This is a genomic window from Acidobacteriota bacterium (assembly GCA_009838525.1).
GTDB lineage: Bacteria > Acidobacteriota > Vicinamibacteria > Vicinamibacterales > UBA8438 > VXRJ01.
The window spans coordinates 635979-658698 of record VXRJ01000018.1; the positions used below are offsets into that span (position 1 = coordinate 635979).

21 protein-coding genes and 1 riboswitch are annotated in these 22720 nt (G+C 68.0%); of the genes, 15 read left to right on the top strand and 6 right to left on the bottom strand.

Annotated elements, in window-relative coordinates:
• Positions 1-15 precede the first annotated feature (15 nt).
• The 4 genes from F4Y45_08675 (at position 16) to F4Y45_08690 (ending at position 4446) form a co-directional block, all read left to right on the top strand.
• A complete protein-coding gene (locus F4Y45_08675) occupies positions 16-1503 on the top strand; it encodes a DUF1501 domain-containing protein (protein ID MXY24580.1) in 1488 nt (495 codons plus the stop codon).
• Between the two features lie 17 nt (positions 1504-1520).
• Complete coding sequence (locus F4Y45_08680) at positions 1521-2486, top strand: alpha/beta hydrolase (GenBank protein ID MXY24581.1); 966 nt, start codon at positions 1521-1523, stop codon at positions 2484-2486.
• A 218-nt stretch (positions 2487-2704) separates the two neighbouring features.
• Positions 2705-3865, top strand: a complete 1161-nt coding sequence (locus F4Y45_08685) for a hypothetical protein (protein MXY24582.1) — start codon at positions 2705-2707, stop codon at positions 3863-3865.
• Positions 3866-3966: 101 nt separating this feature from the next.
• Positions 3967-4446, top strand: coding sequence for a hypothetical protein (locus F4Y45_08690; GenBank protein ID MXY24583.1), 480 nt, complete (start codon positions 3967-3969; stop codon positions 4444-4446).
• A gap of 136 nt (positions 4447-4582) precedes the next feature.
• Here F4Y45_08690 and F4Y45_08695 read toward each other — a convergent pair whose 3' ends face one another.
• Positions 4583-5026, bottom strand: coding sequence for a hypothetical protein (locus F4Y45_08695; GenBank protein ID MXY24584.1), 444 nt, complete (start codon positions 5024-5026; stop codon positions 4583-4585).
• A 121-nt stretch (positions 5027-5147) separates the two neighbouring features.
• Between F4Y45_08695 and F4Y45_08700 the strand changes: the two genes are divergently transcribed.
• From F4Y45_08700 to F4Y45_08710, 3 genes are all read left to right on the top strand, one after another.
• On the top strand, positions 5148-5837 hold the full coding sequence (locus F4Y45_08700) for a response regulator transcription factor (GenBank protein MXY24585.1): 690 nt from the start codon (positions 5148-5150) through the stop codon (positions 5835-5837).
• Positions 5834-7198: a HAMP domain-containing protein gene (locus tag F4Y45_08705; protein ID MXY24586.1), complete on the top strand. Its 1365-nt coding sequence runs from the start codon at positions 5834-5836 to the stop codon at positions 7196-7198. Before F4Y45_08700 ends, F4Y45_08705 begins: the two co-directional genes overlap by 4 nt.
• A 69-nt stretch (positions 7199-7267) precedes the next feature.
• Positions 7268-8794, top strand: a complete 1527-nt coding sequence (locus F4Y45_08710) for a hypothetical protein (protein ID MXY24587.1) — start codon at positions 7268-7270, stop codon at positions 8792-8794.
• Between the two features lie 50 nt (positions 8795-8844).
• On the opposite strand, the gene F4Y45_08715 is transcribed toward F4Y45_08710, so the two are convergent.
• From F4Y45_08715 to F4Y45_08735, 5 genes are all read right to left on the bottom strand, one after another.
• The gene (locus F4Y45_08715; protein ID MXY24588.1) at positions 8845-9618 is read right to left on the bottom strand and encodes an ABC transporter ATP-binding protein; all 774 of its coding nucleotides are present in this window, start codon (positions 9616-9618) and stop codon (positions 8845-8847) included.
• Entirely contained in the window at positions 9611-10600 is a 990-nt protein-coding gene (locus F4Y45_08720) for an iron ABC transporter permease (GenBank protein MXY24589.1), read from the bottom strand. The genes F4Y45_08715 and F4Y45_08720 overlap by 8 nt, the downstream gene beginning before the upstream one ends.
• Positions 10597-11538, bottom strand: coding sequence for an ABC transporter substrate-binding protein (locus tag F4Y45_08725; protein ID MXY24590.1), 942 nt, complete (start codon positions 11536-11538; stop codon positions 10597-10599). Before F4Y45_08725 ends, F4Y45_08720 begins: the two co-directional genes overlap by 4 nt.
• Positions 11539-11544: 6 nt before the next feature.
• A riboswitch (cobalamin riboswitch) is annotated at positions 11545-11717 on the bottom strand.
• 94 nt (positions 11718-11811) lie between these two features.
• Positions 11812-12726, bottom strand: a complete 915-nt coding sequence (locus F4Y45_08730) for a hypothetical protein (protein ID MXY24591.1) — start codon at positions 12724-12726, stop codon at positions 11812-11814.
• Between the two features lie 9 nt (positions 12727-12735).
• Positions 12736-14130, bottom strand: a complete 1395-nt coding sequence (locus tag F4Y45_08735; GenBank protein MXY24592.1) for a cytochrome c — start codon at positions 14128-14130, stop codon at positions 12736-12738.
• 321 nt (positions 14131-14451) lie between these two features.
• On the opposite strand from F4Y45_08735, the gene F4Y45_08740 reads away from it, so the two are divergent.
• Genes F4Y45_08740 through F4Y45_08775 form a run of 8 tightly spaced genes read left to right on the top strand, consistent with a single transcriptional unit; the run spans position 14452 to position 22720 of the window.
• Positions 14452-15936, top strand: coding sequence for a type I 3-dehydroquinate dehydratase (locus F4Y45_08740; GenBank protein ID MXY24593.1), 1485 nt, complete (start codon positions 14452-14454; stop codon positions 15934-15936).
• On the top strand, positions 15933-17474 hold the full coding sequence (gene trpE / locus F4Y45_08745) for an anthranilate synthase component I (GenBank protein MXY24594.1): 1542 nt from the start codon (positions 15933-15935) through the stop codon (positions 17472-17474). Before F4Y45_08740 ends, trpE begins: the two co-directional genes overlap by 4 nt.
• Before the next feature lies 1 nt (position 17475).
• The gene (locus tag F4Y45_08750) at positions 17476-18048 is read left to right on the top strand and encodes an aminodeoxychorismate/anthranilate synthase component II (GenBank protein MXY24595.1); all 573 of its coding nucleotides are present in this window, start codon (positions 17476-17478) and stop codon (positions 18046-18048) included.
• Positions 17955-19091 carry an anthranilate phosphoribosyltransferase gene (gene trpD, locus F4Y45_08755; protein ID MXY24596.1) on the top strand — a complete coding sequence of 379 codons (1137 nt, stop codon included), beginning with the start codon at positions 17955-17957 and terminating at the stop codon, positions 19089-19091. Before F4Y45_08750 ends, trpD begins: the two co-directional genes overlap by 94 nt.
• Positions 19088-19939: an indole-3-glycerol phosphate synthase TrpC gene (gene trpC, locus F4Y45_08760; protein ID MXY24597.1), complete on the top strand. Its 852-nt coding sequence runs from the start codon at positions 19088-19090 to the stop codon at positions 19937-19939. The genes trpD and trpC overlap by 4 nt, the downstream gene beginning before the upstream one ends.
• The gene (locus F4Y45_08765) at positions 19936-20619 is read left to right on the top strand and encodes a phosphoribosylanthranilate isomerase (protein ID MXY24598.1); all 684 of its coding nucleotides are present in this window, start codon (positions 19936-19938) and stop codon (positions 20617-20619) included. Before trpC ends, F4Y45_08765 begins: the two co-directional genes overlap by 4 nt.
• Positions 20616-21878 (top strand): tryptophan synthase subunit beta, encoded by a 1263-nt coding sequence (gene trpB / locus F4Y45_08770; GenBank protein MXY24599.1) that lies wholly within the window; start codon positions 20616-20618, stop codon positions 21876-21878. Before F4Y45_08765 ends, trpB begins: the two co-directional genes overlap by 4 nt.
• Positions 21878-22720, top strand: coding sequence for a tryptophan synthase subunit alpha (locus F4Y45_08775; GenBank protein ID MXY24600.1), 843 nt, complete (start codon positions 21878-21880; stop codon positions 22718-22720). The genes trpB and F4Y45_08775 overlap by 1 nt, the downstream gene beginning before the upstream one ends.

Below are 22720 nucleotides of genomic sequence, written 5' to 3' on the forward strand. Positions count from 1 at the left end.
GGGAAGGGGTTCGACATGCATCCTGTGAAGGAAGCGGTTCTGGCCGAGACCCGGCGGCAGTTCTTCGGCACGGCGGCCAAGGGCATTGGCGGTCTGGCCCTCTCCACGCTGATGGCGAAAGACGCCTTCGCAATCCCGGGGCTGGTCCAGGCGGTCGAGGGAAGCGGCGAACGCGTGGGCGGACTGCCCGGGCTGCCGCACTTCGCGCCGAAGGCGAAGCGCTGCATCTATCTGCACATGATGGGCGCGCCGCCGCAGATGGACCTGCTCGACTACAAGCCGGAGATGCGCGACTGGTACGACAGGGATCTTCCCGAGTCGATCCGACAGGGACAACGGCTGACGACGATGACGTCCGGCCAGGCCCGCTTCCCGATCGCGCCGTCCGTCTTCGACTTCCATCAACACGGCCAGAGCGGGGCCTGGATCTCGGAGTTGCTGCCGCACACAGCGAGCATGGTGGACGAGATCGCCATCGTCCGGTCGATGCACACCGACGCGATCAACCACGAGCCCGGAATCACGTTCATACAGACCGGGCAGCAGATCCCGGGACGTCCCTGCATCGGCGCCTGGTTTGCCTACGGGCTCGGCAGCATGAATGAGGATCTGCCGACGTTCGTCGTCATGAACGCTGAAAAGAGCCATCCGAAGTCGGGCGTGCAGGCCATCTCGGCGAAACTGTGGAGCGCGGGATTCCTCTCTCCGGAGTATGCCGGCGTCGGTCTTCGGACGGGCGCCGACCCGGTGCTGTATCTCCGCGATCCGGAAGGGGTCTCTCGCGATGTCCGGCGCGAGATGCTCGACGGACTGAGCGAGCTGAACCGCATCCAGCACGAGCAGATCGGCAATCCGGAAACGCTCGCCCGCATCCAGCAGTACGAGATGGCGTACCGGATGCAGATGTCGGTCCCCGAGATGGCCGATCTCGGCAGCGAGCCCGACAGCACGTTCGAGCGCTGGGGCGAGGAGGCGAAGCAACAGGGCAAGTTCCAGAACGCGGCGCTGATGGCCCGGCGGCTGGTGGAGCGGGGCGTCCGCTTCGTCCAGATTTACCATCGCGGCTGGGACGTCCACGCGTTCGCGCCGGAGGTGCTCCCGGCGCAGGCGGCCGACGTCGATCGCGCGGCCTGGGCCCTGATTCAGGATCTGAAGGAGCGCGGCCTCTTCGACGAGACGCTGGTGATCTGGGGCGGCGAGTTCGGCCGCACCATCTACTCGCAGGGCCGGCTGACGCCGACCGACTACGGGCGCGACCATCACCCGCGCTGTTTCAGCCTGTGGATGGCGGGCGGCGGCGTGAAGGGTGGCGTCGTCTACGGTGAGACGGACGAGTTCTCGTACAACATCGTCAGGGATCCGGTGCACATCCGAGATTTCCAGGCGACCATCCTCCACCTGTTCGGCATCGACCACGAGCGCTTCACCCACAAACATCGCGGCCTGGATGCGAAGCTCACCGGCGTCGAGCCGGCAAGGGTGGTGCGGGAGCTTCTGGCGTAGCCGCTTACAGAGAACCGATCGCGGAGGGAATCGTGAAGAGACTGTTTGGCATCGTGGTGGCATTCGTGCTGGCGGCGACGCCGGCCTGGGCACAGGTGACGATTTCCGACTGGCGCGGAGCGTCAGTGACGGTCGAAGCGGGCGCGGTAGACAACGACGGGGTGCGGATTTCCTACCACACGGCGGGGGAGGGGCCGCTCGTCGTCTTCGTCCACAGCATCACCGGACCGTGGTTCGACTGGCGGCACCAGATGGTGGCGCTGGCGGCGGACTACCGCGTGGTCGCCATGTCGACCCGCGGCACCGACCGCAGCGACAAGCCGGAGGGCGTGGAGCACTACACGATGGCGAAGATCTCGTCGGATATCGACGCCATCATCCGGCACTTCGGCGAGGACAAGGCCATCGTCATCGGGCAGGACAGCGGCGGCTTCTATGCGTGGCACTTCGCCATGACGTATCCGGAGCGGGTGGAGCGCCTGGTTTCGGTCGGCACCGTCCATCCGGAAGGGCTGATTCGTCAGCTTGCCGTCGACACGGTGCAACAGGAAGCGAGCACGTTCCAGCGCGGCATGCAGGAAAACCCCAACGCGGGAGAGCAGTTCGGCCAGCGGATGCGTAACGCGCCGGCGCCTCCGGGCGAAGCCGAAGAGCTCGCGAGGCTGCGCAGCGAAGCGTACGGACGGCTCGACGGCCAATCGGTCGCCAATTTCTATCTCGCCAACTGGCCGCGGCCGCCCTTCACGCAGGAAACCGAAGGGTTCGGCTTCCGGCCCGGCGAGTTCCCGCCCGTGCAGGCGCCCACGCTGCTGATCTACGGCAAGGACAGCGGGCCGTTCACGAACGGTACGCTCGACGGCATGCATCAGTGGGTGGATGGCCGGCTGACGATCCACGTGCTGCCGGGCGTCGGCCACGGGCCGCACACCCAGGTCCCGGAGATCGTCACCCCCACCATTCTGGAGTGGCTCGCTTCCGAGTAGCGCCCGCGGATCGTCGACGGGCACGAGCGGCGTGCATATCCGGGTTGTAGACGGAAACGGCGCGCGGTGAGATAATCTGGGCTTGCGTTCTGGGGCCGTGGGTGGCACCCTTTGCGGAGCGTGTTCCGCAGGAGGATGAAATGACTCGCAATCTGAGCATCTGGAGCCTGGTGGCACTGCTGGCCGTCGCCGTGGCGTGTGGCGGTGGCAGCGGTGAGATGGAGTCGATGGACGAGGCACCGATGGCGGAGGCGCTGCCGCCCACGACGGGTGACGGGGCGCCGATGTTTGAGGTGGACCCGTTCTGGCCGAAGCCGATGCCCAACAACTGGCTGCTCGGCTCGACCATCGGTGTCGCCGTAGACGCGGACGACCATGTCTGGATCGTCCACCGCGGCAACCTGGGCGCCAACGAGCAGCCGGCCGCGCTCGACCCGCCGCTCGCCGCCGAGTGCTGCTTCCCGGCCCCGCCGATCCTGGAGTTCGATTCCGACGGGAATCTGATCCAGCACTGGGGTGGACCTGGTGACGGCTACGACTGGCCCGCTTCGAACCACGGGATCGCGGTCGATCACATGAACAACGTCTGGATCGGCGGCAACGGCGGCGACGACTCCCATGCGTTGAAGTTCACCCATGCCGGCGACTTCCTCCTGCAGATCGGCGAGCATGACCACGAAGGGCCCGACAGCATGTCGACCACGCGCTACTCGCAGGTCGCCAAGGTGTCGATTGACGCCGCGAACAACGAGGCGTACCTGGCAGACGGCTACGGCAACAAGCGGGTCGCCGTCGTGGACATGGACACCGGAGAGCTGAAGCGGTTCTGGGGCGCCTACGGGAACGAGCCGGACGACGCGGAGCCGCCACGGTTCGATCCGGACACGGCGCCGGCGAACGGTGACGTCAACACCGAAGCCAACGCGCACGATCCGCAGTTCCGCAACCCGGTCCACTGCGCCGATCCGACCCGCGACGGCCTCGTGTATGCCTGCGATCGCCCCGGCAACCGGGTGCAGGTGTTCACGACGGAGGGCGAGTTCGTCGAGGAGATCTACCTCCAGACGAAGACGCTGGGCGCCGGCGCGGTCTGGGATATCGCCTTCTCGACGGATCCCGACCAGACGTTCGCCTACGTCGCGGACGGCATGAACGAGAAGGTGCACGTCCTGCGTCGCCAGCCGCTGGAGTACATCTACAGCTTCGGCAGCGGCGGCCGGATGGCCGGCCAGTTCTACGGGACGCACAGCATTGCGGTCGACTCTCAGGGGAACGTCTACACGACCGAGACGTACGAGGGGAAGCGGGTGCAGAAATTCCGCTACACCGGCATGGGCAACCCGATGGGCGACGTCGGCGTGCCGCACCCCACCAACTAGGGCGCGACCGGACGGCGGAGTCTTTGATGGGAGGCCGGGTGCCCGATCCTGAATCGCGGCATCCGGCTTTTCACGTTTAGCGGGCTCAGACAGGACGGACCATGCGAATTCTTACTGGCTGCGTAGTGATGGTCACTCTGCTCGTCACCGGGTGCGGTGCGCCCGAGCCTCCTCCCGGGCCGCCGCTCGACCTGCGGCACAACACCCGCGATCTCATGGCCGGGATGATCGACGCCTCGGCCGACGCGCTCTGGGACGCGGTGGGCACCATACTCGACGACGAGGGGGAGACCTACTGGGAACCGGAGACCGAGGAGGATTGGCTTGCCGTGACCGGTGCCGCCATGACGCTGATGGAATCCGGCAACCTGTTGATGCTCGGCCCGCGGAAGCGTGACGACGAGAACTGGGTCCAGTTCTCCCAGGCGATGATCGACGCCTCGGCCATCGCGCTGGACGCGGCGCAACGACGCGATCCTCAGGCGGTCTTCGACAGCGGGGAAATCGTCTACAACTCGTGCAACAACTGCCACAACCTCTACTGGGTGGGAGACGAACAGCGCGGCCGCACGATTCGCTAGCGGCCCGTGGTGAAACCCCGCGTCGCACCGAGAGCGTCGAGGCACCCGGCTGCCAAGGCGCGACGAGAGAGCATAGCCCCAACCAGGTTTACTCGAATCGCCGTCGGCACGCCGGACCGGCGCGTCGGCGCGCGCCCTAGTTGGGCTGCGTCAGGTCGGCGATTGTGGGCGCCGACGCTTCCACGCACAGTTGCGCCCGGGCGTCGGAGCCGAGCGTGGAGACCGCGTCGTGCCGCGCTATATTCAGAAGGTAGAGACGATAGGCGGCCGGATCGCGTCCCGGGTGCCCGCACACCGCAACGGCATCCCCGCGCGTGAGTTCGGTGCCGTCGAGGCCGGCCCGCGCCAGACGGTCCGCCGCCCGCCACTCGACCGCCCAGGTGCGCGTCGCGCCGTCGCGGTCGGTCACGCGGATATGCAGAAGAGAGTGGGGGTTGCCGAAGAGGAACGCCTCCACTTCGCCCTCGAGGATCACCGTCCGCTCGTCGTCGTAGACCTCGGAGATGGGGTGATGGGCGCGCGCCTCAAGGCCCGCCAGAAGCAGGCTGGCGACGATCGGCGCGAAAAGCTTCCGGCTCACCACGAACCTGACCTAGTGCGTCATCATACTCCTGCTTGGCAGTGCGCGTACCTGACATTCCCCTGACACGGATTTACTGCCGGTCGTCTCGCCGGTAAGCTCGATCCGGATGGCATCCGCGATGCGCCTGCTGGTGGTCGAGGACGAACCAAAAGTGGCCGACGCGCTCCGCGACGGGCTGGAGAGCGAAGGTTACGATGTCGCCGTAGAGACTGATGGCGATGCTGCGTTCGCCCGGCTTGCAAGCGACCATTTCGACCTGCTGCTGCTGGACCTCACGTTGCCCGGCCGCGACGGCCTCGACGTGCTGGCCGCGGCTCGCCGCCTGGGGATAACCACCCCGGCGGTGGCGCTCACCGCCCGTGACACGCTCGACGACCGCGTCGCGGGTCTCGACGCGGGCGCCGACGACTACCTCGTAAAGCCGTTTGCGTTTGCCGAGCTGCTGGCGCGCATCCGGGCCATCAGCCGCCGAGGCCGCCCGCTGATGGTTGAACCGCTCACGGTCGACACACTGACAATCGACATTCCGGGCCGTCAGGTTACACGCGCCGGCCGGGTGCTGGACCTGACGTCAACGGAATTCGCGCTGATCGCCTGTCTCGCCCGGTACGCGCCGGGCGTCGTCACGCGCGACATGCTGATTCGCGAAGTCTGGCCGGACCAGTCCAGAAGCCTGACCCTCGACAACGTGATCGACGTCCATGTCTCACGGCTCCGCCGCAAGGTGGACGCGGCCGAGGCGGTGCCGCTGATACGTACCGTGCGCGGGATCGGCCTGGCGCTTCGGGCCGAGGAGAATGCGGAATGACCTTCCGGGTTCGTCTCACCCTCTGGCACATGGCGGCGATGATCGTCGTGCTCACCATCTATGCGGCCGCCGTGCTCACGCTGGTGACGCGCCAGCTCTCGGGTACTCTCGATGCACGTCTCCGCAGCGACTACCGCTGGGCCACCAGCATGGCGGAGCGGGCCCCGGACGGGTCGCTTACCTGGTTCGAGGGAGACCCATGGAACGAGGAGAGCCCCTGGCTCCAGGTCTGGACGCCGGACGGTCGGGAGCTCTTTCGGACGGCGGTTGCCTGGCGCCTGCCGGTGCCCGAGAGCGAGGCGCTCGCCAGTGCACCGGATGGGAGGATCGTGGCGGTGCCGGCCGAACCGGCGCCGTTCCGTATCCTGACCGAACGGACGACGGTGGGCGGCGATCCCGTGGTGATACAGGTGGGCCGTTCGGAAGCGCTGATGCGCGAGGAAGTGCGCGATCTGGCTCTGTTGTTGGCTCTCGGTCTGCCGCTCAGCGTCGCTGCAACGGGCCTGGGAGGCTACTGGCTCGCGCGCCGGGCGCTTGCGCCCATCGATCGCATGACGGAGCGCGCCCGCGAGATCACGGCGCGCCGCCTGCACGATCGCCTGCCGGTTGATCAGCCGAACGACGAGCTGGGACGACTGGCGTTTGTCTTCAACGAGATGTTGGCGAGGCTCGAGTCGTCGTTCGCCGAGATGCGCCGCTTCACGTCGAACGTCTCGCACGAATTGCGCACGCCGCTCACCGCCATCCGGAGCGTCGGCGAAGTGTCGTTACGCGGCGGCCGCGATGCGGCAGCGTACCGCGCGACTGTCGAGAGCATGCTGGAGGAGGCCGACCGACTCGCCACTCTGGTCGAACGCCTCTTGACCGTCGCCCGGGCGGACCAGGGCGACCGCCCGCGCGCCGACGAGCCGATCGATCTCGGGACGCTGGCCGATGCGGTGGTCGAGCAACTCGCCGTGCTGGCGGAAGAGAAGGAGCAGTCGTTGACCGTCACGTGCAACGGCGACAAGCCCGTCTGCCGTGGCGACCGTATCGTGCTACGCCAGGCCCTCGTCAATCTCGTGGACAACGCCATCCGCTACACACCCACCGGCGGCTCCATCGACGTGCGCGTCGACGCGGTGGACGGCGATTCAATCCTCGACGTGCGCGACAACGGCCCTGGGGTCCCCGAGAGCCGCGCGACGGCGCTGTTCGACCGGCTCCACCACGATCCGGCGGACCCGACCAACGCTGTTCCGCCAAAGGGCCTGGGCCTCGCCATCGCCCGGTGGGCCGTGGAGGCGCATCACGGCCGCCTCACCTATTCGCGAACCCCTACCGACCAAACCACGTTTCGCATCACGCTTCCCTCGACGTAAGGCAATCGTCAGGCCGATGGATCGGTAGACGGCTCGGGCCCTGGAGGGTAACCAGCTATCATCGTGACCATGCTGCGCCGCTGGCTGATCTGGACCCACCGCTACGTGGGCATTCCCCTCAGCGTGGTGTTCGTCATCTGGTTCGCCTCGGGAATCGTGATGATGTACACGGGCGGCATGCCCCGCATCACACCGGCGGAACGTTTCCTGCGCATCGACCCGGTCGATGCTGCGGAGGTTCGGCTGACGCCGGCCGAGGCTGCCGCGCGCGGCGGCCTGGACGGACCGCCGAGCCGCGTGGTACTGCTCACGGTGCTGGCGCGGCCGGCCTATCGCTTCGACGGCGTGACGGTGTTCGCCGATACCGGCGAACGGCTGGCGCCGATCGGATCGGCCGCCGCGGAGACGGTCGCGCTTCGATTCACTGGGGCGCCGGCGTTGGCCGTGACCTATGACCGGCTCCTCATGGATCCGGACCAGTGGACGCTGCAGTTCCGGGGCGCACTGCCGGCGCACCGGCTGCTCGTCGACGACGGGTCCGGGACGGAAGTGTACGTCTCGCAGCAGACGGCCGAAGTGGTGATGCTGACCACGCGGCGCAGCCGCGCGCTGGCGTGGGCGGGGGCGATCCCGCACTGGTTCTATGTTCGCGCGCTGCGGGTGGAGCAGACGCTCTGGACACGCGCCGTCGTCTGGACGTCGATCGTCGGTTGTGCGGTGGTGCTGCTCGGGCTCGCCCTCGGAGTGACGCAGTTCCGGTGGCGAGGAAACGGACGTCGGATTCCCTACGCCGGGTGGATGTGGTGGCACTACGTAACCGGCGTGATCTTCGGTATCGTCACCCTGACCTGGACTTTCAGCGGGCTGATGTCGATGGAGCCGTTCGCCTGGACCCGGGCCCGCGGCCTGGATCTGCCACGCGACACGCTGGCGGGGGGACCGCTTGACCTGGGCCAATTCCCGGCGATCCCGCCGGCCGCATGGAAGCGGGTCGTCAATGGACGCGAGGTGAAGGAAGTGGCGTTACGCCAAGTGGACGGCCAGCCCTTCTATGAGGCTCGGCTCCCGTGGGGGCCCACCAATGGGGCAACTGGCACCGGTCATGAGATCACTGGTAGTGCGTCCCCCGCGGCGGGATTCGACCGACTGCTGATCGCAGCGGATACGATGGAGGTTCGAAAGGAGCCGTTCGACGCCGCCACGCTTGTCTCTCGGCTGAAGGAAGCGTCGGGGGTCCCTGTCGTCGAGACGGAGCAACTGGAAGCGTACGACAGCTACTATTACAGCCGCCCGGAAGGCGCGCTTCCGCTGCCGGTGCTTCGGGTCCGTTTCGCCGATCCCCTGGACACCTGGGTATATGTCGATCCCGCAGCCGGGCAGATCGTCCGGAGTCTGCATCGGTACAGCCGCGCCGAGCGCTGGCTCTTCAACGGACTGCACAGCCTCGACTTCGGCTTCTGGTACAGCCGGAGACCGCTTTGGGATGTCGGCGTGATCCTCCTGAGCATCGGCGGCCTCGCGTCGAGCGGGATCGGCCTCTGGATCGGCGCTGGACGAATTCGCCGCGCGGTCTCGCGGTGGCTCGCGCCGGCGTGACGTGACGCCGCGAGCGGCGCACGAGGATGACCTCCGGACAATTAACCAGCTTACGCGGCGCCGGCAACCGAGACCAGCCAGTCGCCGTCGAGGCGTCGGACAGTCGCACTTACGCCGTACACCTGGGCGATCCGATCGGCCGTCAGCGTCGCCTCCGGCAGCCCGTCGGCAACGACGCGGCCTGCCGCCATCCAGGCTAGTCGGTCCGCGAACTGGGCGGCAAGCCCGATGTCGTGCGTGACGACGAGGACGCCGCAGCCGGCATCGGCGCTCGTGCGCAGCAGGCGCATGACCTGATGCTGGTGGAGGGGATCGAGCGCTGCCGTCGGTTCGTCCGTGATCAGCAGCGGCGCCTCGGCCGCGATGGCCCGCGCCACGTGCACGCGCGCCAGCTCGCCGCCGGAAAGGGTGGTCGCGGCGCGGCCTGCGAACGCCGTGAGATCGCAGACCGTCAGGGCGCGCTCCACCGCGGCGGCATCCGACGGACCCAGGCGGCCGAGCGCGACCCCATGCGCGAAGCGCCCGAGCGCCACGAGGTCGCGGACACGGATCGGCCAGGCGAGGGGACGGAGTTGCGGCAGGTAGGCGACACGACGGGCGCGCTCGGCGGCGCCGAGCCGCGCTGGATCGTCACCGCCAATCGCTACCGTCCCGCCGGTGCGCGGCGCCAGCCCGAGCAGACCGCGAAGGAGCGTCGTCTTGCCGGCGCCGTTCGCCCCGAGCAACGCCACCAACTCTCCCTCGCCCACCTGGAGCGACGCGTCGTCGACGATGGTCCGGCCGCCGAGCGCGACGCTCAACCCGCTTACTGTCAGGTCAGGCATTGCTCATGCTTCGACGTGCCGCGATCCAGACGAAGAACGGTGCGCCAATCAGCGCGGCCACGACACCCAGACGCAATTCCGCGCTGGTGGGTGCGATGCGGACGCCGATGTCGGCCACCACCAGGATCAACCCGGCCAGGAGCGCCGACGGCGCCAGGGTCCGGGCCGGGTCGTGATCAACGAATGGACGCACCAGATGGGGCGCGACGATGCCGACGAAACCGATGGCGCCGGCGACCGAAACCGCGGCGCCCGTGGCCAGACCCGCGCCGATGACGACGAGGCGCCGCGCGCGCGGGAGGTCGACGCCGACACCTGCGGCCGCCTCTTCACCCAGCGTCAGTGCCGAGAGACTACGCCGGGACAACGCCAGCAACCCCAGCCCGGCAATGCCGAATGGCGCAGCCAGCAGGAGATCGGCAAAGCTCCGGTTTGCGACCGTGCCAAGCGTCCAGCTCAACATGTCGGCAAGCGAGAAGGGGTTCGGCGCGAAGTTCATCAGGAGCGACATCATCGCCCCGGCGAAACTGGACAACCCGATGCCGACCAGGATGAGCGTCACCATCGAGCCGACGCGGAGCGCGGCGACGGTCAGAACGGAAGTAGCGGCGAGGGCGCCGGCGATCGCGGCCAGCGGCATCGCGAACGCACCCACGTCGACGAGGCCGTAGTAGATGACGAAGGTAGCTCCAAGCGATGCCGTGGCGGAGACACCCAGCACGCCCGGCTCGGCCAGGGGATTACGGAGCAGACCCTGCATCGCGGCGCCGGAGGCGCCGAGCGCGGCGCCGACGGCGAACGCGGCAAGGGCTCGCGGCAGGCGGATTTCCCAGACGACGATCTGATCGCCGGGAGATCCGGCGCCGGCCAGCGCGGCGACGACGCGGCCGATTCCGAGCGGTGTCGATCCAATCAGGCAGGCCGCGACGACAGCGGACGCGGACGCCGCGGCGAGCCACCAGAGGAGCGCGCGGCCAGTCAACCCGCAGACTCCACCAGCGCTTCGACGGCGTCTACCAGATACCAGCCGCCGCAGGTGACCGTCGCCCCATCGATCGGCGTCATCGGCCCCTCCGCCACGCGGCGGGTCGCGACCGGATGACGAAACGGGGTCCAGGCGTCGACGTGGCTTCGGTTCCGTCCGAACAGACCGACAGCGTAGCGTTCAGGTGTCTCGTAGGCGAGGCGTTCGAGCGGGAGCGAACGCCAGCCGGGCTGCCGCTGGAAGTTGTCAAAGCCCGCGGTCTCTATCAGTTCGTGGACGAAAGTGCCCGGTCCCGCACTCACGCCCGCGGGCGACAGGTAGAGGATGTCTGCGTCCACCGACTGGGCGCGCCGTTTCGCACGCTCGAGCCCGGCGTCCATCTCCGTCACAAGCGACTCGCCGCGCTCCGGGACGCCGAACGTGGCGGCGGCGCGACGAACGGTGGCCCGCACGGCATCGATATCCTGCATGAAGCCAAGTGCGAGAACCGGCACGCCCGCCTGCTGCAGGAAGAGCGTGGCGCGCGGCCCTCCGCCGTAGCTCCGGACCACAAGATCCGGGTGGAGCGCGAGCACGTCCTCGATGCGCTGGCGGACCGTCGACAGCCCCTCGGCCTCGTGGCGCAGGTACGAAAACGCCTCGCGGGCGTCGGGCGACAGGGCCAGGATCCGATCCCGGTCGGCGAGACCGAGGACGTACTGATCGGCGCAGTAGTCAAGGCTGACAATGCGCCGCGGAGATTCGGTCGGTGCATCCGGCGCCGGGCTGGCGGCCGGAACGGGCACGTCGGGCGAGGCGGTCGCCTCGTCGAGGGCCGGCAGCCCCGAGCCGTCGACCGCGCAGCCAGCCAGCACGCAACCGGCGGTGAAGAGTGACCAGAGACTTCGTGCGCGAGCGGCTTCGTGAGCGGCCACTGTTCCTCCTTGCCTCCCCATCGGAAGCAGTGCGAGGCGTGACCGGACCGGTCTCCTGGCTTGCAGGCGTCGCCTACTCTCCGCGCCTTCCCACCCCGAAGGGCAGTGGCCACCGTGCGGATTTCGTACCTGTTCACAGTTGCGAGGGCAGCGTCGGTCTAAGCACCGAACTTCCCGTCATCCGGTCACAACCGTGTTGTGCCCGCACTCTAGCACGCGCTCACCAAGCAGGGCAATCGCGCGTCCTCGCGTCCCTTGACAGGCGCGCCGTCGCAAGGAATCTATGGGTGCGCGCTACGGCGTGACGGTGACCGTCAGCTCGGCGCTGCTCGTGAGCGCGCCATCCCCCGCCATGCCGCGCAGTACGTAGGTGCCCGGCTCGTCGAAACTCACCGCGGCCATCCACCGGCCGTCTTCGGGTACCGGCGGGAGGATGTAAGGGGGCGACCAGGGAGAGTTGGAATAGACCCGCGTGTCCTGCCAGGTCTTCAACTGGTCCTCGCTGAACTGGACCTTGGACGCGTCGCCACGGTACACCATCCACGAAAAGCGGAGCGCCGCCGGGTTGCCCGGGACGATCTGGCGGGGCGGCGTGTAGGCGGGATGCGGCTTGCCCGGTTCCGGCTCCGGCGGCGTGTAGTTGCCGGTCGGGATCCCGTCGTCGGTTACAAAGGCGACCAACTGGAGCGGTTCGCCGACCCGGACCCGGCGCGGCTGATCCACTTGCAGGCGGACGGTCGGGAATTCGTTCGTTCGCCATTCGTCGATCACGCGGCCGAAATTCGCCCCCATCTCGGTCGCGATGGTCTGCGGATCCAGCAGGTAGTCGGTGCGGAGCGACCCGTAAGCGCGCTCCGTCCGTCCGTTGGTCGTGAGCGTCCAGACCACTTCGTCGTCACCGAAGTCCGCCGGCACCTCGACGGTGAAGAGGAACAGGTTCCGGCGCGGATAGAAGTGGGTCGGCTGGCCGCGGTCCGGGCCGCCCGGCTCGATGTGGTTGTCGGGGCCGACCGGGATGTGAAACGTCTCCTCCCAGTTGGAGTTCATGTACCCGAAGAACAGCGAGTACGTGCCGTCGTCGTTCTGCCACCACCCCTCGAACGCGGGGGAGACGCTCTGGCCGCGGCTATAGGTGAAGCGGGTCTGCGCCCCGGCGTTCGCCGCGGCAGCCACCAGCAACAGTGCCAGGACTACGGTCAGCCGCCGCATCGCCTGGGCTTAGGGACCGGCGTCGGCCGCCGCCTCCGCCTCCGACGGGAACTCCACGCCGCAGAGTGGACAGCCGATCAGATGGTCGTTCTTCGAGAGCTGCAACCGTTCGCGGCGTGCCGCCATCTCCGCTTCGAACTGCTCATCGGTCAATTCAACGGCCAGGCCGAGGTCGATGAACATGTTCGCGACGGACCGGCGGCCGCCACCCGACCAGTTGCGGGGGTCGGCGACGTTACGGTTCGACACGGTGGTGTCGAGCCAACCGATGATGTGCAGAATCGTGCCCTTCGGCAGCAACGGGGCGTAGTCGTCCTCATAGATGTACTGCTTCACCCAGTTGTGGTCGTAGTGGGCGCACGTCAGCGTCTCGATGTTGTGCCCCCAGATGGCCTCGAGACACATCCGCGTGCCGGGCGCGTGCTGGTGCGGCTCGAACGACAGCAGTTTCGTGTGTTGATCGAGGACCCGGTAGGCGTGCAGTTCCTGCCCCGCCTGATTCGGCTTGATATCGATATCGACGCCGTTGCCGGTAAAGGCGCGCGAGTAGTTGACCTCGGGCTCATACCCGGCAGGGTGCAGCTTGAACGCGAACTGCAGTCGGGCCCGGGTCTCGCGTCCGTTCGAATGCAGGTGAGCCGTCTCGAGATCGAGTACCGAGCCGGCTGCCAGCCGCCGCCCCGCGTTCGGCGGGAAGATGTCCGCGTTGCGGCCCACTTCGTGCACCGGCCAGCTCGTGGGCGCCGTCTGCGAGTCATCCTCGGGCGCGAAAGTGGTGTAGGTCTGGTGATGGAAGACGTAGCGGCCGCCCACCGTGTCACTCGCGGCGTCCTTGGGAACGTCGTTGATCTCGCGCACCTCCACCGCCGCCACGTAGCGATCCTCGGTGAGGCCGGTCGGGATCGAGCCAAGCGACGTCCACTTGTCGGGCGCCGCGGCGGGAACGACAATCTCCGGCGACTCCAGCACGAGGTCGGGTACGCCAATCGACCACTCGTCGGCGTTGCCGAAATCGAGCGGCGGCGGGAGGTTCGCCGGATCGCCGAGCGGCGCGCCGGAATCGGCCCAGGTGGCGATCTTCGCGATCTCTTCCTCGCTCAGGGAAGGATCGTTCTTGTAGTTCTGAATGCCGAGGTCCTTCTCGATGAACCAGGGCGGCATGGCGCCGCGCCGGTTGCGGAGCGCGGTCCGGTTCTTCATCGCGCGCGCCCAGGGCCGAGCCTCCTCGTAGGTGAGGAGCGACATCGGCGCCACCGATCCCGGGCGGTGGCACTGCTGGCAGCTCTGCTGAAGGATGGGCGCGATGTCCTTCGCGAAGGTCACGTCGGTCTGAGTCTGGGCCAGGGCGATAGCGGGAAGGAACAGGACGGCTATCGCCAGTCCGCCACGGACAAAGATCTTCATCGACATCCCCCGTCGGTTACGGCGTCCCCAGTATCCCCGAAAAGGACCCGCCACCGCAATCGGGCCCCGACCACCGGCCCAATTGACACGCTTCGACACGGTCTGCTACGCTCCGGCGCTACGATGACGTTTCCGGGTCGGCAGAGCGGTTCGTTCGAGAGTGGCGCGGCGCGTGCCCCCTACGGGTATTGGTGGCGTTACTCGTTTGGGCTGCCTGCTGGGGAGGCTGTCATCCGCACCTGATCAGAGACCGACGGACGACACCACAGCCTCTTCAGCCAGCCGGTTGAAGAGGCTTTTTTGTGTCCGGAGGCAGGACCGATGCCCAAGGCGTGGATTTGCGCGACCGTGACCGGCGACACGACAGCCGAGCTGCGCGCACACCGCGACGCACAGACCGAAGCGGACCTGGTTGAACTGCGCCTCGACACGGTCAACCGGCCGGACGTTGCCGCGGCAATCGCCGGCCGCCGGGCACCGGTTGTCGTCACGTGCCGGCCAACCCGGGAGGGAGGCCACTTCGACGGCAGTGAAACCGAACGTGAGTCGATCCTGTTCGAGGCGGCAGCCCGGGGCGCCGAGTACATCGATGTGGAACACGACGCGCCGTTCGCCAACAGGCTCATTCGGTCCCGCCGCGGCCACGGCGTTGTGCTGTCGTATCACGCCTTTGACCGCCGGCCCGACGATCTCGCCAAACGCTACCGCGCCATGCGCGCGACTGGTGCGGAGGTGGTCAAGGTGGCGGTTGCCGTCAGCAGTCTGACGGACGCGCTGCGCGTGACCGCCACCGGCAATCCGAGGAACGAAGAGGATGGCGGGCGGCGCGTGCTGGTCGCGATGGGCGCGGCGGGAATCCCGTCGCGCCTGCTCGCGGGACGCTTCGGATCCTGCTGGACGTATGCGGGCGACGGCGTCGCACCGGGTCAGGTTGACCTGAAACGCATGAGGAACCAATTCCGCGCCGGTGAAGTGACTTCACGCACGGCGGTCTATGGCGTTCTGGGCGCCCCAATCGGTCACTCCGTGTCTCCCGCGATGCACAACGCCGGTTTCCGCGCCCTGGGCATGGATGCCATCTACCTGCCGCTCGAAGCGGAGAGCACCGACGATTTCGCGGCCTTTGCCCGGTCGGCGGATCTACGCGGGGCCAGCATCACCGCGCCATTCAAGGAAACGGTGGCGGAATCCACTAGTGTCCGTGACGATGTGTCGTCGGCGGTCGGCGCCGTCAATACGCTACGGATCGTCGACGGGCGCTGGATCGGCTGCAACACGGACGTCGCCGGTTTTCTCGCGCCGCTCGCGGGTCGGCTGCGCCTCGCCGACGCCCGCGCCACGGTTCTCGGCGCCGGGGGCGCGGCCCGAGCGGCGGCGTACGCGCTCCGCCAAGCGGGCGCCATCGTGACGGTATGCGCGCGCCGACCGAAGCGGGCGGCCGAGGTGGCGCGCGCAACCGGCGTCGCCTCGGCGCCACTCCCTCCAGGGCGCGGATCATGGGACCTGCTCGTCAACACGACGCCGGTCGGAACGTTCCCCGATGTTGAAGCGAGTCCGCTGCCGGATGGACCGTTTGACGGCCAGATCGTCTACGACATGGTCTACAACCCGACCACGACACGTCTGCTGGCGGACGCGGCGAGCGCCGGATGTGAAACGATTGGCGGCCTCGCGATGCTGGTGGCGCAGGCAGAAGAGCAGTTCGCCTGGTGGACGGGCAAGCGCCCACCAGGCGGACTGTTTCGGGCTGCGGCGGAGAGGGATCTCGCGCGTCAGGCGACCGGCACAGATGGTGCGGCGACATGACGGAAAGCGCGATCGAAACGACGTTCGAGCAGTTCGCCGATCTCGCAGAGCAGGGGACCTTCATTCCCGTCTGCCGCGAAGTACGGACCGACCTCCTCACGCCCGTCTCCGCCTTCCTGACGGTGGCGGAGCACGCAGACCACGCGTTTCTGTTCGAGAGCATCGCCGGCGGAGAGCGGCTCGCACGCTACTCGTTCCTCGGCAAGGACCCCTTCCTCGTGCTGCGGTCCAGCGGCGGGCGGACTTTCTGCCGTGAGGCCGGCAGGAACGGCGGGGAGTCGATCGAACGGCCCGGGACTTTCATGGACGCGCTGCGTGACGTGATGGCGCGATACCGGGCGCCGCGTGTGGCATCGCTACCTCGGTTCACCGGTGGCGCGGTCGGCTATTTCGGCTACGACACAGCCGCCTGGTTCGAGTCCAAGCTTGCCGACGCCCGTTTCGCGCATCCGAAGCCGTTCGAGCAGGAGGGTGGCGGCGCGGCGGACGAGGCGGCGTTCATGCTCTTCGACACCGTGCTCGCATTCGATCACGTGAAGCATCGGATGCTCATCGTCGCCAACGCGGCGGTGGAGCAGGATTGCGACCTTCGCGCCCGCTACCATCTGGCCGTTGCGAAGATCGACTGCCTCCGCGCCGAGCTGCAGCGTCCTCTCTCGGCACCGCCTTCCGCGCCCGACGCGCCCGTCGCCTTCGAGTCGAACACGACGCGCGAGAGATTCGAGCAGGCGGTTCGAACCGCCAAGGAGTACATCGCCGCGGGCGACATCTTCCAGGTCGTGCTCTCGCAACGCTTCGACGCACGACTCGCGGCCGATCCCTTCGCCGTCTACCGGGCCCTCCGCCACGTCAACCCGTCTCCCTACATGTACTGCCTCCGGATGGGGGAGTTGGCGATAGTCGGATCGTCACCGGAGATGCTGGTCCGGGTGGAGAACCGCCGGGCCGAGACGCATCCGATTGCGGGCACCCGGCCGCGCGGCGCCACGCCGGAGGCCGACGAAGCGCTGGCGGAAGAGCTGATCGAAAACGAGAAGGAACGTGCCGAGCACGTCATGCTGGTCGATCTCGGCCGAAACGACCTGGGACGCGTCTCGGCGTACGGCTCGGTCCAGGTGCCGGTCTATATGACGCTGGAGCGGTACTCGCACGTGATGCACCTCGTGTCCCGGGTCGTTGGCCGGCTGACCGACGAGCACGACGCACTCGATGCGCTCACCGCCTGCTTCCCGGCCGGAACGGTATCCGGCGCGCCGAAGATCCGCGCCATGGAGATCATCGAGGAACTCGAGCCTACACGGCGCGGGGTGTACGCCGGCGCGGTCGGGTACGTCGACTTTGCAGGCCATCTGGACTGCTGCATAACCATCCGGACGATTGTGATCCGCGACGGGCGTGCCTCCGTGCAGGCCGGCGCGGGCATCGTGGCGGATTCCGATCCCGCGGCGGAGTACGAGGAAACGCGCGCGAAGGCGTCCGCGATGTTCCGGGCAATCCGGATGGCGCAAGGCGACTCCGGTGGAGACGGAGACCCATGACATGGTGTTGGTGATCGACAACTACGATTCGTTCACCTACAACCTGGTGCAGTACCTGGGTGAACTGGGCGCGTCGCTGCATGTGCGGCGCAACGACGCGGTCACGCTGGCGGAGGTGGAACGGATGCCTGTCGAACGGATCGTGATTTCCCCAGGGCCAGGACGCCCGGAGCACGCGGGCATCACGGTCGATCTAATCCGAGCGTCCGCGGGACGTATCCCGATTCTCGGGGTCTGCCTCGGCCACCAGGCGATCGGTCTGGCGTTCGGCGGCACGATTGTCGCGGCGCCCGCGTTGCTCCACGGGAAGACGTCAACCATCGAGCATGATGGGAATGGGCTCTTCGCCGGCTTGACCGGCTCCTTTTCGGCGGGGCGGTACCACTCGCTCGCCGTGGATCGCGACGGCCTGCCGGAAGAACTGGCGGTTGTCGCGACGGCGCGCGAGGACGGCACCATCATGGCGCTGCGTCACCGTTCATGGCCGGTGCACGGCGTGCAGTTCCATCCCGAGTCGATCCTGACCGGCGCGGGACGCCACATTCTCCGCAACTTCCTGGAGTGTGCATCGTGACGGAACCGACACCCCCGGGGACTCGGGCGCGGGAGGCTATCGAGACCCTGCTGCGTCGGGAAGATCTGGTCGCCGGACAGGCCGAGGCGGTGATGGAGGAGGTGATGTCGAGCGGGGCGACGCCGACCCAGATCGCCGGTTTCCTGATCGCCCTTGCCATGAAGGGCGTCCGGCCGCCGGAGCTGGTCGGGCTCGCAAGGACGATGCGCCACCACGCCGTGCGCCTTCCGGCGGTGCGTGAGGCCTGCTTCGACACCTGCGGCACGGGCGGCGATCGGTCGAACACGTTCAACGTGTCGTCCGTCACGGCAATCGTGCTCGCGGCGTGCGGGATCGAGGTGGCGAAACACGGTAACCGGTCGGTCTCTAGCCGGTGCGGCAGCGCCGATCTGTTCGAAGCACTCGGCGTCCGAGTGGACGCGGGCCCGGACATCGTGACCAGATGTCTCGACAAGGCGGGTATCGGGTTCTTCTTCGCGCCGGCGTTCCATCCCTCCATGCGCCATGCCGGCCCGGTTCGACGCGAACTGGGAGTGCCGACCGCGTTCAATCTGTTGGGCCCACTCACCAACCCAGCCGGCGCGCGCCGGCAGGTGATTGGCGTGCCGCGGCCGGAGTTGACCGACCTGCTGGCGCAGGCGCTGCTCGAGTTGGGGACCGAGCGTGCCTGGGTAGTCCATGGCACGGCCGGTCTCGACGAAGTGTCGACCGTCGGGCCGACGAAGGTGTGCGAGGTGCGCGACGGGGAGGTTGCCGCCTTCTTTCTGTCTCCCGGTGACTTCGGCCTGCCCGAGACGAACCTGAGTGACCTTCGCGTGGAGGGCCTCGACGAGAGTGTCGCCGTCGCGCGCTCCGTGCTCGGCGGAGAGAAGGGACCGGCCCGAGACTTCGTTCTCGCGAACGCGGGATCGGGCCTGCTGGTGGCCGGCCAGGTCGACTCGCTCAGGGACGGAGTGGCCTTGGCCGCGAGGGCAATCGACGAGGAAAGGGCGCAGGCAACGCTCGCCACGATGGCGCGGGTTTCGCAGGAGGGTAGCGCGTGACGTACCGTCCTGATCTCCTCGAGACGATCGTGGCCGCGACGCGGCGTGACCTCTCGGACCGGACGAGATCCGATCCGGCGGCTCGCGGGAAGGGCGCCGCACGCGGTCACCAGCCGCGGGGCCAGGTGTTCATCGAGACACTGCGCGAAACGGGTCGATGCCGGGTCATCGCGGAGTGCAAGCGGCGTTCGCCCTCTCGAGGCGTGATCCGCAAGGACTACGATCCTGCGGCCATCGCATCGAGCTATGCCGACGCGGGCGCCGCGGCGATCTCGGTTCTCACCGAGCGGGGTTTCTTCGATGGCGCCCTCGAACACCTCGCCGCCGTCCGGCGAGAGGTATCGTTGCCGCTGCTTCGGAAGGACTTCATCATCGATCGGCGCCAGCTGACGGACGCAGCCGAGGCGGGCGCGGATGCCGTGCTGCTAATCGTGGCGGCCCTCGACGACAGGAACCTCCGGGATTTGACGGATGCCGCCAGCGAACTTGGACTGGCAACCCTGACCGAAGTGCACGACCGCCGGGAACTCGACCGGGCGCTCGACGCCGGCGCGGACATCGTCGGTGTCAACAACCGGAACCTGCGGACGCTCGAGGTTGACCTCGATGCGTCACGCACCCTTATCGAAGCGATCCCCGAGGACGTCGTCGCGGTCGCGGAGAGCGGCCTGCGCACGGCGACCGATCTGGCGGGATTGCGGCGTGCCGGCTACGACGCGTTCCTGATCGGCGAGTCGCTGATGCAGGAGCCCGATCCGGGTGCATCGCTCGGTAGCCTCTTGAACGAGACGGGAGAGATCCCGCGTGGCAGGAGACCCGCGGCAGCGCGGATCCAGGCAACCGCATGATGGTGAACGTGAAAGTGTGCGGGATCACGCGGGCGGGAGATGCCGCTCTTGCAGCGAAGCTGGGCGCCTCCGCAGTCGGCTTCATCTTCTGGCCGCGCAGTCCCCGCTACATCGAGCCCGCGGTTGCGGCCGGGATCGTGCGGTCTATGCCCGGGAACGTCGTCCCGGTCGGTGTCTTCGTGAATCCGACGCGTGAAGAAGTGCAGGAGGTCGCCGGCACGGTCGGTCTCGCCGGGGTGCAGTTGCACGGCGACGAGCCGGCGACCCTGTGCGACGGCCTTCCGTACGATGTCTGGAAGGCCGTGGCGGTCGATTCGAATCGTGACGTCACGCGTGCCCGGGTTGATGAGGTGCCAGACGAAGTGACCGTGCTGCTCGATGCCTCGGACCGCACCCGCCGAGGCGGGACGGGCCGGACAATCGACTGGGAGATAGCCGCTGTCATCGCCGCCGAACGCCGCACCATGTTGGCGGGTGGACTAGCCCCCGACAATGTCGGCGCGGCGCTCCGGCGGGTACGGCCCCATGGCCTCGACGTGTCGTCGGGCGTCGAAGCGTCGCCCGGTCAAAAGGACCCGGATAGACTGCGCGCGTTCTTCAACGCGGTTCGCGCCACCCATCAGGCGATGGGCGACGGCATGCGGGCCGCGCCCCGGCGTACCCTGGAGAACTCGCGATGACGGCACCGGTCTTTCACCGGCGCGATCCCGATGCACGGGGCTACTTCGGCGCCTACGGCGGCCGGTTCGTCCCGGAGACGCTGGTAGCGCCGGTTGAAGCACTGGCCGCGGCCTATGACGAAGCGCGCGCCGATCCCGCATTCGCCGATCGACTCGCTGGCCTGCTGGAGCGCTACGTGGGCCGGCCGACACCGATTACGGCAGCCGACCGCCTGCGCGCCGCCGTCGCGGCGGACGCGGGAGTCGCCGTGGACCGGGTAGCCCGCATCCTCCTGAAACGCGAGGATCTCGCGCATACGGGCGCCCACAAGATCAACAACGCGCTGGGCCAGGGGTTGCTTGCGGTTCGGATGGGAAAACGGCGCGTCGTCGCGGAAACCGGGGCGGGGCAGCATGGCGTCGCGACGGCCACCGCCTGCGCCCTGCTCGGCCTCGACTGCCATGTCTACATGGGAACGGAAGACATGGCGCGGCAGGCGCTCAACGTCTACCGCATGCGTCTGCTCGGGGCGGACGTGACGGGAGTCGACGCGGGCAGCCGGACACTGAAGGATGCGATCAACGAGGCGATGCGCGACTGGGTAACGAACGTGACGGACACGTACTACCTGCTCGGCTCGGTGCTTGGCCCGCACCCGTACCCGTTGATGGTGCGTGAGTTCCAGTCGGTGATCGGCCGTGAGGCGCGCGCGCAAACCCAGACGCTGGTCGGCCGCAACCCGGATGCCGTGGTCGCCTGCGTAGGCGGCGGCAGCAACGCGCTGGGCATCTTCGACGGTTTTGTCGATGACGGACAGGTCCGGCTGATCGGCGTCGAGGCAGGCGGCGAATCCCTTGCGCCCGGACGCCACGCGGCCCGCTTCGCCACCGGCATGGCGGGCGTACTGCAGGGAACGCGCACCTTCATCCTGCAGGACGGCGACGGCAACATCGAGCCGACCCATTCCATCTCGGCCGGACTCGACTATGCTGCGGTCGGTCCGGAGCACGCGTGGCTGCGCGACCTCGGACGCGCCGAGTACGACTCGGTCTCCGACACCGATGCGCTGGCCGCGTTCCGGGAACTGGGACGGACGGAGGGCATCCTGCCGGCGCTGGAGTCAGCGCACGCCGTGGCTTACGCGAGGCGCCTGTCCCTTGCCCTGGGAGGCGGCAACGTAGTCCTTGTGAATCTGTCCGGAAGAGGCGACAAGGACGTCGAAGCGGTCCGTGATCGCGAGGCGGAAGGCAATCCAACCCCTGGGGGGAGCGCGAGCTGATGTCGCGCCTCGAAACGACATTCGCCGCATTGCGCCGGGCGGGCCGGCCCGGTCTGGTGACGTACACGACGGCGGGCGACCCCGACCTGGCTTGCTCCGGTCGCATTCTTCGGGCCCTCGATGCGGCGGGCGCCGACGTACTCGAAGTAGGCGTGCCCTTTTCCGATCCGCTGGCTGATGGGCCGGTCATTCAGCGTGCTTCCGAACGGGCGCTGTCCGCCGGCGCCACGCTCCGCCGGACCCTGTCTCTCGTGGCGGAGGTTCGACCGTCGATTCGGGCCGGAATCGTGTTGTTCACGTACGCCAATCCGGTGATTCGGATGGGGCTCGAAGACTTCGTCGACCGGGCGTCCGCGGCGGGCGTTGACGGCGTGCTGATGCTCGATCTGCCGATAGAAGAGGCTGACGGGTTGCGGGCGGCGTTGGACGGATCGGGAATCGACCCGATATTCCTGCTGTCGCCGACGACCACCGATGCGCGGCTCCGGAGGGCCGCAGCACTGGGACGAGGGTTTCTCTACGGCATCTCGAGACTCGGGGTGACCGGCGCGAGAGATACGATCGCCGTAGGCGCCAAGGCGCTCGTCGAGAGGATACGCGCGGCGTCCGAACTGCCCGTCGCGCTGGGCTTCGGGATATCGCGACCGGAGCAGGTGGCTGAAGTGACCCGCTGGGCGGACGCCGCGGTTGTCGGCAGCGCGCTCGTGGACGTGATCGCCCGTGCCACCCCGGACACGGCAGCGACAGAGGCGGCCCGGTACGTCGCCTGGCTCCGGGGAGCGGATGGAGCGGTCGCCGTCGCAAACGGAACGGCGGCGACGGCAGGGCCGGATGACGACTGA